The sequence below is a fragment of the Iodobacter fluviatilis genome (assembly GCF_004194535.1).
GTDB classification, from domain to species: Bacteria; Pseudomonadota; Gammaproteobacteria; order Burkholderiales; family Chitinibacteraceae; genus Iodobacter; species Iodobacter fluviatilis_A.
In genome coordinates this window covers 310,252-323,509 of the sequence record NZ_CP025781.1, presented here as the reverse complement: position 1 = coordinate 323,509, position 13,258 = coordinate 310,252, and the positions used below count along the sequence as shown (strand labels likewise).

The following is a 13,258-nucleotide window of genomic DNA, read 5'->3' as shown; positions in this document are numbered from 1 at the left end:
TTCATAGAAAGCGTAGTGGCGGATTATACCCGTCCTCATGATTTAGCCATCGCTTAAAATTGCACTAAATCGCATCTATGCGTGCGTGCAAATGTTTTAGGCCTGCTTTCAAATGACGGCGATAAAATTTAGGCGCGCTAGGGGATTTACGAGGTTTTCTCAAAGGGTTTAGAAAGGTAGTACTTGATTTTTTTTCTCATCTACAGAATGATGCTTACAAAATTAGACATATTTTATTCGCATAGAAAAGAATAAAGATCGCTCAGGAGGGGCAATATTAATGCGTAGGATTTGGCTACAGCAGTTACTTATTGCTTTGATATACGGTATTTCAAGTTTTATTAGCTGGAAATTGTCCTCAGGGCAGCATTTGTTTAGTTTGCATGCAGGAATAGGGGTTGCAGCTTTACTCCTAGCTGGCCCTCGCTCCATCCTTCCTTTGGCGCTCGTTTCTTGGATATTGCCAGTGCTTCAAGGTTACCCACTTCAGGGGGTATTAGCGCTTTCCTTGCTGAACATTGTGCAGCCTCTGCTGGTGCAGGCCTTATTGCCCAAATTTGCTTTGGGTGGAGAGCTACGGGTTAAAGACAGTATGCGGCTACTTTTTGCTGGCCCTTTGGTAGGCGCATTTTTTGCTGCCAGTTGCGGTGTGGTTATTGAAAGTGTGTTTTTTCCAGCCTCAACCACGTTGTTGTTCTTTGATTGGATTTCTTGGTGGTTGGGGGATGCCCTCTTTATTTTAATTGTGGTGCCATTTTGTTTTGGCTTGCAGCATCAGCGTGCCATGATTTGGCCCAATAGACTGGCTGAATTGCTATTGGTGGTGGCGATTACGGGCTTGGGCGCACTATTACTCAGCGAATTTAATGGTCACAAAGAATTGCTGTTTTTATTGTTTCCTTTAATTATTTGGTCTGCATTACGCTTTGGCCACGTTGGCAATGGCGTGCTTGGGATAGTGGTTGCATTGCTGGCGGCGTGTTCGCAATTCGGTAATATATGGCTGGGTGGTGTTTTATCCACTTTGCTGCTTTTATCTGTGGTGGTAACCGGCGTGGTGCTGGCGGCCTCCAATCAAGAAGACTTTGTGGCAGCGAAAGGCACGCGTTTGGCTGCACAGGTTTTTGGTAGTGCCAGTCAAGGCATTTTAATTACTGATGCCAATGCTCGCATTGTGGCTGTTAACGCTGCTTTTTGCCGTATTACAGGATTTGAGCCTAAGGATGCGATTGGGCATATTTCACGCATGTTTAAGCAGCAAGGGCAGCTCGATATCAACCGTAAAATGTTGGATGAATTAAATACTTACGGGCAATGGCAGGGGGAGATGGAGGATAAGCGTAAATGTGGGGAAGTCTATCCTGCGTGGCTGTCGATTAGTGCGGTAAGGGATGAGCAGGGCAGAATGACCAATTATGTGGGGGTTTTTTCTGATTACACCCATAGAAAATCAGCGGAGCAGCGGCTCTATTATCTGGCCAACCACGACCCGCTCACGGGGTTGTATAACCGTATGGCATTGCAAGAAAAGCTTAACCATGCGGTGCTAAGCGCTGATGACAAGCCATTTGCTGTTTTGTTTATTGACCTAGATCGCTTTAAAACCATTAATGACACGCTTGGTCATGAAGTGGGCGATGCTTTATTAGTGACTGTGGCGCAACGCTTACAAACGGTAGTGAGTGAATATGATGTTTTAGCCCGTATTGGCGGGGATGAATTTACTATTTTGCTGGAAGATGCCGAATCCCTAGAGCAAGTAAGCCTAGTGGCTGAGGATTTGCGCCAGGCTTTAATCCAGCCTTGCGTGATTAATGGCCAAGAATTGTTTGTAAGCTGCTCCATCGGTGTGAGTGTTTATCCTTGTGATGGTAAAACGCCTGCGGCTCTACTTAAAAATGCTGATGTGGCGATGTACCGCGCCAAAGAAACAGGCAAAAACAATGTGCAGTTTTTTGCTGCAAATATGAATGAAATGGCGTTTGAGCATCTGATGATGGAAAACGGCTTACGTCATGCTTTAGAGCGCCAGCAGTTTTGCCTGCACTATCAACCCAAAATTGATTTAGCATCTGGTCGCTTAAGTGGTTTAGAAAGCTTGATTCGTTGGAATCACCCAAGCTTGGGCTTGGTTCCTCCGGTGAGTTTTATTCCATTGGCTGAAGAAAGTGGCCTGATTGTGGCTATTGGCGAGTGGGTGCTCTTTGAAGCGTGTCGGCAAATGTGTGTTTGGTTGAAGGCGGGTTTGGATATTCCACACGTGGCCGTCAATTTATCTCCAAGGCAATTCCAAAAAGAAAATTTAGTGCAGCAGGTGAAAGAGGCGCTGGTGCAAAGCGGCTTGCCTGCATCGCGCTTAGAGTTGGAAATCACCGAGAGCATGATTATGCAAGACCCAAAACGGGCCGTGCAGACCCTTAATGAGCTGAAGTTGATGGGGGTGATGCTGGCTATTGATGATTTTGGAACGGGCTATTCATCGCTTTCTAATCTTAAGCATTTCCCGATTGATAGCTTAAAAATTGATCGATCCTTTGTGGAAGGCCTGCCGGAGGACTCGGATAATGCCGCGATTACCGAGGCAATTATTGCCATGGCACGTAAATTACGCCTCACGGTAGTCGGTGAAGGCGTAGAAACGGCTCAACAAATGTTATTCTTGCGCAAAAGCGGCTGCCATAGCGTGCAAGGTTATTTATACTCACGCGCCTTGTCTGCCGATGATCTTGTGGCGTATCTAGCCCATGAAGGGCTGGTAAAGCTAAATCCATCTAATAAAGAACCGGTTTTTTAAGGTGATTTTAATCGCATGCCTAGCTCATTGAGGGCTAAGCACCATTGCGAAAAAACGTAAACAGAGTCTGATATGCAAAAAAAATTAATCCACGGTTTTCATGCCGTTGCGTCCCGTGTTAAACGCTTCCCTGATAGCGTTTTAGAATTGTTCTTTAATGGCAGTCGCGCCGATCCACGTGCTAAAGAGCTACTGAAATTAGCAGAGCAGCAAGGCGTGCACGTGATTATGGTGGATGCCTCGCGTTTGGATGGGATGACGGGTCATGCTCGCCACCAAGGCGTAGCGGCGATGATCGACGCGGGTAAATCTTACGTGGTGCTGGAAGATGTACTGGAAGATCTGACTGAGCCACCGTTTTTGCTAATTTTGGATGGTATTACCGATCCGCATAATCTAGGCGCTTGCTTGCGTGTGGCCGATGCAATGGGCGTGCATGCCGTGATTGCACCAAAAGATAAATCGGTTAGCATTAATGCCACCGTATCTAAAGTGGCTTGCGGTGCTGCCGAAGTGATTCCTTACATCATGGTGACTAATTTAGCGCGCACTTTACGCGATTTAAAAGATCAAAATGTTTGGATTGTAGGTACGGATGCCGATGCCAAAACTGATTTGCATCATTTCAACCAAACCGGCCCATTGGCTTGGGTATTGGGCAATGAAGGTGAAGGCATGCGCCGCCTGACGCGTGAATCTTGCGATACCTTGGTTTCTATCCCAATGTTTGGCTCGGTAGAAAGCTTGAATGTATCGGTAGCCAGTGGGATTATCCTTGCAGAAAGTCGCCGTCAGCGTGAAATGAATAAGTAATAGGTCATCGCTACTTAGGTGGGTGGGGGGAGCCAAAATGGTGGGTTTGGCTTACCCACCATGTACAGCCAAACCGTCTCACACCCCGCCTAGCTTTAAAGAAATAGCTCAAACCACCTGTTGTTTCTGCGGCCACAGTACTGCCAGCGATTCACCCAGCGCATCCACAGGGTTATACCCTTTCTCTTTAGTAAATACCTCATTGCTTTAGCCTAGCTGCTAGGGTTTCTATTGCCAGCACGGTGCGCGCTCAATATGCAGAGACAGGGGCCCAAATGCAAGAGCCGCTAAAATTATGCAGTGTGCCGAAGTCTATTGGCCACAGCATTTACTGCAATCTTTATTTGGCATTCGCAGTAATATTCATGTGGCCACACAGGGAGACGCATTGGTGACGCTGTGGAATGTCAGTGATATGACTGAATACTGGGAGTTGTTAAATGCGATGAATGGAATTAGCCCGTAACTACACAATTTCTGTTTTGTTCTTTGGCTTTGTAAAGTAGCTGGTCAGTGCGATCAAAAAATGATTGGCTATTATCGCTATCGGTTAATTCACTAACGCCAAGGCTGATCGTAATTGAGCGGGGAATAGGGAGTTTAAAATCATGGCTGGCAATAACGGCCCTTATTTTTTCGGCCAATTCGCTGGCAATATGCCTAGGGCAATTATCCAGTAGTAGAATAAATTCTTCGCCGCCCCAGCGTGCCAGCGTATCGCTTGCCCTTGTGGATTTTTTTAAAAGCTGTGCAAGCTGCTGAAGTACTGCATCACCTTGTAAATGCCCGAGTTCGTCATTGATGCGTTTGAAATAATCTACATCGAGCAATACACAAGAAAGTGGGCGTTTTTTTCTGGATATTTCTAATAGTTTTTGGTTGAAAATAACTTCAAAGGCTTGCCGGTTGAGTAAACGGGTAAGTGAATCTGTATTGGCTAATTTTTCAAGATAGCGTTGATTACGGTTAATGCTATAGATCGCTGCAGCAACAACTAAAAATGAAATTAAAACTGAAATGGCTATGTTAATATAAAGTATTTTTTGAACTGGACGTAGGGTATCGGTCTCGTTTTGTTCAACAATTAAATACCAATTAAGCTCTGGGATGTAGCGGGTATTAACTTGAATAAGCTGGTTATTTAATTGGTAGCTTAATTGCTGCGGTGTGGTGCTTTTATTAATAATAGCCGTGGCAATGTTTTGCAGGCCAGGTTGTTTATAAATGGATGGATAAAATAGCTGCGGTTTCGATGTAAGTATGATTTGGCCCGTTTTGTTAACGTAATAAACATTTTTTTGAAAACGTGTGCCGTATTTTTTAAGTAAATGACTCATGGAATTTAGAGTGAGCCCAACGCCTGTTATGCCAATAAAATTGCCTTTATAATCCTTAATTTGATGATTAATAAAAATGGTCATTCTATTTTGGTAGTTTTTATCTGGGTCTACATTTATTTTATACTCAGTCGCCATTTTCTTGGCACGAAAATACCAAGCATCGCGCGGGTCTTGTTCTTTTATTTCTTGGAGAATGCCTGTAGGGTGATAATAATGGCGGGTTTTTTCAGGGATAAGAAAGGTGGTGACGGTTTGATATTTAATTTGAATTTCATTTAAGTAACGGATTAATTGTTCTGGATTATTCTCTCCTTTTAATAGCCAGTCACGTAAAAAAGTGTCTTGTGCCATTTGGGAGGAGATTAAAACTGGGCGAAATATGTCTTTTTGTATTTCAGAATAAATATTGTCGGCCGCAATAGGCAATTCATTGCTAATAATATGTGAGCGAATCGCTTGGCTAGAAACCCAATAGCTGGCAATGCTTGTGCTTAAAAATCCAACGACTAAAAGTATCGTTACAAGAGTTAAGAGCCTTAAGCGTTTTGGGATCAGTGGCATTGTGGCTCAATACATAAAGCTGAAGTTAATATATTATGCTGTTGTATTTATGGTTTGGCAAGGTTTAGCAGATAATCTGTAGTTTTCTAATTAAATATGTATGCAATTTTAATTTTTTTATTGTAGATTTGCCAGCTACTTACAATTTTTTTGTTTGCTGTAATAATTTCCATGCCATTGTGCCTAATACGGTCACTGCCAATACCAGTGCAGCCCATAAACCGTAAGTTCTAGCTGGGGAAGGGGCGCTGGCTATGGTTGTTGTGATGGCAACTTTATTAAGCAAAACGCCTGCTGTGGCGGGTGCAATCTGCTTGCCAATAATTAAATCCTGAGCTTGCATGGCGGCGTTTTGGATTTGAATATTGCCAAAGGCAAGGGTAAATGGCGCTTCACCACGGGCGGCAAAGGCTATTTGCTGTGCTAACCAGCCCACTTTTAATTTGGGCATGCCTTGCCCCAATCCTCCTCCATTTTGTTTAACTTGTAGTTGCCAATAGCGATGATTATTGGGGCTGATTTCTATGCTTGGGCTTTCGCTATTTGCGAGGCGATACACAATCATATTTTGTACGCTTTGCCACGGGCCTTTAGGATTGGCGCTGCTGGATAGGCTTACTTCGGCTACGGTATTTAACTGTGGTAGCGCAAGTTGCACTCTATCAATGGGGGCATGCAGGCCTAGATCAAACAGATATTCGCCCTGCTGAGAGGCGGTGGCAACGATGGGCGTTAGCCATATTCTGTGGGCGATTGGGGCATCTTGCGTAGAATATTGCAGCAGGGCTTGCGTAAGGGTAAGCGGCGTTTCAGGGTTAAGGCGCAGGTACTTTGCTTGAACTCCTGTTAAATCAATTTTGGCCTGCTTTAGAACTTGGCCTTGATAATCAAGCTGCACCAGCGCCGTACTGCCTAGCTCTTGCCATGATTTTAAATCATCGCTAACGGCTAGCTTTATTTGGCTTTGGTAATTACTTTCTTGCCAGCTTAAAGCTAGGGTTTCAAAGCGGCCTTGGATTTGTGATGCATCGACGATATAGCTGCTTTGGCTGGAGCTGGCACTGCTGGTTTGAGCGCTGAGCTGACCATTGCTATGAACTTGTACCGATATTTGCTGAGAGAGTTGTGTATTGGAGTAGGGGAAAAACCGCAGCGCTGTTTGTGCGGATTGGATGGAGGGCTTTGGGCTTATAAAGGCATAAGGAACCACTTCTCCTGCGGCATTAAACACCCGTAGATCGCCTAAATCTGCGTCTTGGCTAAATTGATACACGCTAATGGGTAAATCTAGCCGGTAAAAAGGCGCGGTTTCTTTGATGATTAAGGCTTGCTGATGGCTAAATAGACTGCTTGTTAATATGGCTGGCAACGGCGTAGGCGTGAGTTTTTTTGCGAGGGTAAGAGGGCTGATGCAAAGCAATAAAATCAGCATACGGCGCATGAGGTTTCCTTTTATATGACTGATATTGTTGAGTAGTATTTACCCAATATATGGTCCATAAAAAACACAAAAATTAGAGGCAGCACTTTGCTTTATGGCTATTTTTCGTGATTTTAGTGTTTTTTATGGACTAAAAATGATTGTTTATACATCACCCTCTTTCGATTCTTGCTTGGGCGGTAGGGGTGATAAATAGCCAATGATTAATAGCAAAATCCCTACACCAATAAAGCTTACGATGCGCTCGATGCCGCTGATTCTGGATAAATCGATAATAAATAGTTTGGCCACTACCACCACCAAGAGGGCTGCGCCGCTAAACCATAGCGATCTATCCAATTTACGGGCAGAAAACAACATGATGCTAAAGGCCAGTAGCGTCCAGAAGATTGATAGCGAGGCTTGCACCAGTGTGGAGTGTAGTAGCGCGCTGGCCACATAGGGTACATCAGCCCAATGATGTAGGGTGCGCAGCAAGACGCCATTGAGCCAGACAAAAGCTGTGAAACCAACCCCGATTTTTAGCCACTGCTGCGGTAAACCGCCACGCAGCTTGTCAACGCGATACAGCCACAGGCCGATTAAGGCAAAGATGCCGATTTGGATCAGATCAAGCGGATTAAGCAGTGGCCAACGGCTGCCGCTTTGGCTGAGGTTGGCGTAAAAGGTCCAAAGCCACATGATGAGGATCACGGGGGCTGAAGCAATGGCGCATAGACGCAGCATGCTGCCACGGCGGGTGAGCTGCATGGCGGCCAGCGCAAACAATCCCCATGCCAGCATAAAGATTTGCTGCATATTGCTGGAACGAATCGCTTCCCATACCGAGAAAGGCAAGGCAAGGCCGTGGTGCAGGCCGCGCAATAAAGCGCCGTTAAACCAAATAAATAAGGTGGCAAGCAGGGTATAGGCCAGCCAATTGGGTAAAACAGCATCAGTAAATAGGCTGTATTTTTGATCGCGCCAAGCCATATACAGTGCGCCAAATGCCGCAAGCTGAGCCAGCTCTAGTAGATTAAAGAGTGGCAGATAGCGGATGGGCAAGAGGCTACCATCGTTAAAGTTGGCGATCAGTAGCCAAGCCCATAGCACGGCAAGTAAAGCACGCACGGCAATGCGCGTTGCTAACAGCCCGCCTAAGCGTTGAGCCGCCATCACGACCAAGATGGATGCGGCGCTCCAAAATAGCGCAAACACGGCTTGTACTTTGAGTGAGTTAATTGGGGTAGAGAGGCTGTAATACTCGCCTCCCCAATGGGCAAAGACGCGCAGCAGTATCGCGTTAAGCCAGAGAAACCCCAGTCCAAGTAAGCTAGGGGTCAGCCATTTGGATAGATCAAGCAAGCCCAATGTGCGTAAGCGCTTTATCCACGCCAGCAGCCCAACTAGCCCAAGGCCAAGGGCGATATCGAGTGGATTAAGTAGCGGTATATAAGGCAGTGGCTCCGCATTGCCATCGCTGCCGAGTGCAAATAAGGTCCAAATGAGTAGGCCAGCCGCAATTGGCACCGCACCCGCCACAAAGTAAGCGCGTGGATGACGTGCAATTGGCCAATTGATTTTGCTGCCATATTCGGCCAGCAGCCAAAGTACGGCTGCGCTGATTAAAGGCCACGCTACATTGCGCCATATCCCTTCTGGTACAGCTTGGCGAGTCAGCCAAGCCAGTTCTGTGGCAACTAAAATACTGAGCAGCCAAATGCCCAGCGCATGCAGAATTTCGATGGCTTGCTTGTCTTCTTCATGCCTATGCAGTAGCCATAGCGCCAGTGGTAAGGACAGTGGCCACGCTAGTATGCCCAATCCTGTCATCGCATGGCTGTTATGAATGAGCACTTGCAATAGCATCAAGCCAAGTGCAGGAAAAAGCGCGAGCGCAGGCAGGCGCAGCAGCGGCCAAGCCCATTTTTTGCAAGCTAAGCTGGCCAGTAGTGCGCTAAAGCCGATAAAGATCACCTCGGCTGAATACTGCTCTGAGCTGAGGACAAAGGATTCAATCTCATAAAGGCCAGAACCCAGCCACCAGATTAATCCCCATGCGGCCAGTAACGGTGAGAGGGTCGCTCCAGGTTTAAACCATTCCAGCGCCGCTTTTTTTTGCAATAAATAGCCGCTGAATAGGCTAGATAAAGCCAACATCAGGCCGCCGATATAGCCGCTATTGAGGATGGCAATGGCGTTTTCATTGAGTGGACCAGCCTTATTAAAGAAGGCGATGCCGGCAATGGCCTGCAAGACCAGCGCACAAAGCAGGGAGCGAAGTCTTTGCTGGCGTAAGCTCACCCAGATAATCGCCGCCGCTTCAACGGCCCAGCTGGCGGCGGTGGTGCGGGCATCAAAGGCCAGCGGTATGGCTAGTGTGGCAAACAGTACGCCCAGCGCTAACATGGCCTCAAATAATAGGTGCAGCTCGTCCCGTTTACGCTGCCACAGAGATTGGGCAATGCCGATATAAAAAGCGGAGAGGGCAACGGCGCTGCCCGCCAGTGCAAATTGAATCTCATGCACTAGCGCAGCCTGTAGGCCAAAGGCTGCCAGCGGTGTGCCAAAAATCAGCGTGCCGTCTACATAGCTTTTAAGCGCGATTTGCTGGCGCAGGGCATAGAGCAGGGCAATACCCACATAAAATAGGAAAAACAAAATTAAAAACGGCTCGGTACTGGCCAAGAGCGCAGGCTGGTATTTAAGCGCTCCCCAACTGGTGGCAATACCAAAGGTGAAGACAAAACCGAGTAAATTCAGCGGTCGCCAAGTCTTATACCAAGCAATGGCGAAAATGCCGGCATTTAGCAGCGCAAAATAGCCAAATAGCGCGATATGGCTGCCGCTACCGGTGGAGGTTAAAATTGGCGCTAAAAAGCCGCCGCTAATCCCCATCACGGCCAGCGATCTAGCATCTTGTTTAATCGCCAGAATGGCCGAGAACACCGCAATGAGCACTAAGAATGCCAGTGCAAAGCCAGCAGGAATTACTGCAAACTTGAGTGCGGTAAAGGCAGTGAGGTAAAGCACACCCACCCCACCGCCTTGCATAATCAGCGCGTATTCACGGCGCTTATCCCGTAATCGCCAGCCAATCACCAAGAGGGCAACAGCACCGAGTGCGGTGCCAGCAAAGCGAAACTCCACCGGCAGCATGCTGTTGTCAGCGGCAAATTTTAGTAAAAACGCTACGCCAAAAAAGAGGATTAAGATCCCAACCCGCACCACGGTATTGCCGCCCAATAGCCAGTTTTTGGCCATTTGATAAGCGTTATTCAATTGGGTGTCCAGCCAGCTTGGCCCTGCAGCAGGGCGAGGGCTAGGGATTTGGGGCGGCTCGGCGGCTTGTGAAAGTGGTGTGGTATCTGGCTTAGATGGGCTTGTTGCTATGCTTGGAAAAATGTTAGTGGCGGCTTCAGAAAGACTGATGTTGCTAGGCTCTTGCAGAAGTGCTTCAGCCGCCGTGCTCATGCTTGGTTCTGATGTTAGTGCTTCAGACGCAGTCATTATTGAGCTGCTTGGCTCAATAATGTGGGCTTCACGGTCTGACATGCTAACAAGGTCTGTGGTTTTTGCGGGGGCTGAGGCTTTCATTTGCGCAACTTCTGCCTGCAAAGACGCCAAGGATTGCTCTAGCTGATCTACCCTTTGCCTCAGGCTCAGCGCGCTGGCGTTAGCCACTGGTGCTGTCTGCTCTTGGCTACTTGCCTGGGCTGGGTGGGTAGATTGCTTGCTTATAAAAATGTAAATCACAAAACCCAACAGGGCGCAGCCGAATGCGCCTTCCACGCCAAATTGAAATCCACCCCAAATCATGGCGATCAAAATAAAGATGCTGGCTTTCATGCGGGCCCTTGTTGTGCATGCATTTGGGCACGGCGTGCCCGTTTGTGCATCAATGTGAGAATGGTTTTTTTGGGTGTGTATTGCGTGTCTAGCAGCCTGTCGGACTTAGCATCAGTCAGCTGCAAAATCACCTGATCGGCCTATATTTCACCAGATTTTTGACCAATAACTCGTTATTGGCGCTGCAAATCCGGCAAAATCTGGTCTCGATCATGCGATTTTTCGCTTCGACCGTCGAAGTCCGACAGGCTGCTAGGCCAATCCTTAATACTTTGTTTAAAGCATTAGCGTTAGCCCTACCATTTTTTCTTGGCCGGCTTGCTTGTGGGTTTAGCTGGCCTTAAATCATCGCCTTCTTGATAGCTTTTTAAAATGCTTTCAGAAAGTTGCAGCACGGCCGTCGCGTAGAGCGTGCTTTTGTTGTAACGGGTAATCACATAAAAATTATTAAAGCCTAAAAAGTGGCGGGTAAAACCAGGCTCGGTTTCTAGCGAGAACAGCACGGCTTTTTCTGCGGTATCTAGCTCGGTGATCGGTACCACGCCTTTTTGCATGAGATCGCCCACGCTGTAGTGCAGATTAAATTTATCGGCGAAAACTTCACTTAAATCGGCATTGATATTAACGGCGGTGTAGGCGGTTTTACCCTGCTGCCAGCCGTGCTCTTTTAAATAATGGGCAACACTAGCGATGGCATCGTTGGGGTGGTTCCAGATATCGCGGTGGCCGTTTTGGTCGTAATCAACGGCGTATTGACGAAACGATGAGGGCATAAATTGTGGCCAGCCCATGGCTCCAGCGTAAGAGCCTTTAAAACTCAGGGGGTCTTCGTTTTCTTCGCGTGCTAAGAGCAAAAATTCGGTGAGCTCTTTTTGGAAGAACTCGGCACGGCGTGGGTAATCAAAGGCAATGGTGGTCAGTACGTCCAAAATATGAAAGCTACCGGTGTTTTTGCCGTAATTGGTTTCGGCCCCTAAAATCGCCACGATAACTTCTGGCTCTACCTCATAGCGCTCGCTAATTTCTTTGATCGCAATGGCGTGTTCACGCCAAAATTTGGCTCCCGCTAGGCTGCGCGCTGGGTTTACAAAATTCACCCGAAAGGTATACCAAGGCCTAGCGGTAGAAGGGCGATCTAAAACATCTAAAACATTGCTTTTGGGCGTAGCGCGGCTTAGCGTTTGCACTAGCTCTTCTTCGCTAAATTGGTAAGCAGCTGCGGTGGCTTTGATATAGGCCTGCACGTCTTTTCGGGCAACGAGAGCTTCATCGGCTTGGGCAAAACCCATCAGGCTAACTAATAATAGGGGAAGAAATTTATGCATTGTTTTCACTTAGAGAGGTGTGGAAGGGGGCTATGTCGTGCCCCTATTGGGAGAGCGCCGTAGAAAGTAATTGTGCGGTGATATCTACAATTGGAATCACCCGCTGATAATCCATTCTGCTTGGGCCTATCACGCCTAGTGTGCCAACAATCTCACCATTGACGCGATAGGGCGCAGTAATTACTGAGCATTCATCTAGGGGGGCCAAGCCAGATTCATCACCGATATAAATTTTAACGCCATCAGCGTGATTGCCAAGATCTAACAGCTGCAGCAGCGCTGTTTTTTGCTCAAACAGCGCAAACAATTGGCGCATTCTAATAACATTGGAGGATAAATCACCAAAGCCTAAAAGGTGATGCTCACCTGCAATTATCATGGAATCGCTGTGTTTTGCCAAAGAGGCACCGACGGCGACGGCGGCATTCATCAGGCTGACAATATCGCTTTTAAGCCGGACTAACTCGTTTTGTACCAGATGAGTCAGTGCCGAAAGTGTTTTGCCTGAGCAATATTCATTCAGTACATTAGCGGCTTCAATCAGCTCGCTGGCGCTAAACAGCCGCTCGGTTTGCAAAATACGGTTCTGCACATCGCCATCGCTAGTCACTAAAATCAGCAGCACACGGCGCTCTGATAGCTGCATAAACTCGATTTGCTTGAGCAAAATATCGTGGCGCTTTGGGCTTTGTACCATGCCTGCAAAGTGAGTAAGCTGCGATAAAATTTGCGATGCGGCAGCCACGCTGCGCTGTGGGCTATCGATGGGAAGCTGCTCGGTGAGTTCGGTAATAGTGAGTTTATCTAAAGTTTTCACTGTAAGTAATGAATCAACAAATACACGGTAAGCTAGGGCGGTAGGAATCCTACCTGCCGAGGTATGTGGGCTGGCAACAAAGCCTAGTGCTTCTAAATCAACCATCGTATTACGAATGGTGGCTGAGCTAATATCTAGCCCAGAAAAGTGCTGCAGGGCTTTTGAGCCAATAGGTTGACCGTCGGCAATGTAGCGCTCGACGAGGGTTTTAAGTAGAATTTGAGAACGATCGTTCAGCATGTGGGCCAATGGCGCTAGGGTTTATGGCGAATCTTACTTTGTTTTACAAGGACTTTTGCATCCAAGCAAAGTGTGTTGTGTTGTTTTAGTGAGTTTAAA

At 47.2% G+C, this 13,258-nt stretch carries 8 protein-coding genes; 3 read left to right on the top strand and 5 right to left on the bottom strand.

Features of this window, described 5'->3' with window-relative positions:
- The first annotated feature begins 280 nt into the window (after positions 1-280).
- The 3 genes from C1H71_RS01465 (at position 281) to C1H71_RS20530 (ending at position 4,073) form a co-directional block, all read left to right on the top strand.
- Entirely contained in the window at positions 281-2,794 is a 2,514-nt protein-coding gene (locus C1H71_RS01465) for a bifunctional diguanylate cyclase/phosphodiesterase (protein ID WP_130104986.1), read from the top strand.
- A 72-nt stretch (positions 2,795-2,866) separates the two neighbouring features.
- Entirely contained in the window at positions 2,867-3,607 is a 741-nt protein-coding gene (rlmB, locus tag C1H71_RS01460) for a 23S rRNA (guanosine(2251)-2'-O)-methyltransferase RlmB (RefSeq protein ID WP_130104985.1), read from the top strand.
- 295 nt (positions 3,608-3,902) lie between these two features.
- The gene (locus C1H71_RS20530; RefSeq protein WP_188053488.1) at positions 3,903-4,073 is read left to right on the top strand and encodes a hypothetical protein; all 171 of its coding nucleotides are present in this window, start codon (positions 3,903-3,905) and stop codon (positions 4,071-4,073) included.
- Here the strand turns inward: C1H71_RS20530 and C1H71_RS01455 are convergent.
- The 5 genes from C1H71_RS01455 to hrcA form a co-directional block, all read right to left on the bottom strand.
- Positions 4,063-5,508, bottom strand: coding sequence for a sensor domain-containing diguanylate cyclase (locus C1H71_RS01455; protein WP_130104984.1), 1,446 nt, complete (start codon positions 5,506-5,508; stop codon positions 4,063-4,065). The genes C1H71_RS20530 and C1H71_RS01455 overlap by 11 nt on opposite strands.
- Before the next feature lie 139 nt (positions 5,509-5,647).
- Positions 5,648-6,949, bottom strand: coding sequence for a DUF3999 domain-containing protein (locus C1H71_RS01450; protein ID WP_130104983.1), 1,302 nt, complete (start codon positions 6,947-6,949; stop codon positions 5,648-5,650).
- A gap of 144 nt (positions 6,950-7,093) precedes the next feature.
- Positions 7,094-10,777, bottom strand: a complete 3,684-nt coding sequence (locus tag C1H71_RS01445) for a DUF2339 domain-containing protein (protein ID WP_130104982.1) — start codon at positions 10,775-10,777, stop codon at positions 7,094-7,096.
- A gap of 296 nt (positions 10,778-11,073) precedes the next feature.
- Entirely contained in the window at positions 11,074-12,102 is a 1,029-nt protein-coding gene (gene mltB / locus C1H71_RS01440) for a lytic murein transglycosylase B (RefSeq protein ID WP_130104981.1), read from the bottom strand.
- 43 nt (positions 12,103-12,145) lie between these two features.
- Positions 12,146-13,159, bottom strand: coding sequence for a heat-inducible transcriptional repressor HrcA (gene hrcA, locus C1H71_RS01435; RefSeq protein ID WP_130104980.1), 1,014 nt, complete (start codon positions 13,157-13,159; stop codon positions 12,146-12,148).
- Positions 13,160-13,258 lie beyond the last annotated feature (99 nt).